This window comes from Pseudomonas sp. F220, from assembly GCF_057813935.1.
This window is the reverse complement of the sequence record NZ_JBVASJ010000194.1, coordinates 1-255: the sequence shown is the minus strand read 5'-3', so window position 1 is coordinate 255 and position 255 is coordinate 1. Positions and strand designations below refer to the sequence as shown.

Below are 255 nucleotides of genomic sequence, written 5' to 3'. Positions count from 1 at the left end.
TACTGAGCCGACACGGTGTAGAGATCCCACGACAGACGCTGGCACGCTGGGTCATCCAGTGCGGCGAGTACTTACAACCGCTGTTGAATTTAATGCGCGATCGGTTGCTGGAAAGCCCGGTCATCCATTGCGATGAAACCCGGGTTCAGGTGCTTAAAGAGCCGGATCGAGACCCGACCAGTCAATCCTGGATGTGGGTGCAAGCCAGTGGGCCACCGGATCGAAAAGTAGTGTTGTTTGACTACACCACCAGCC

Annotated in this window: 1 protein-coding gene; it reads left to right on the top strand. The window is 56.1% G+C overall.

The window, feature by feature from the left end; genetic code table 11:
* Positions 1–255: IS66 family transposase (locus ACZYSM_RS29610; RefSeq protein WP_489077246.1), on the top strand; the 255-nt coding region annotated here is incomplete at both ends.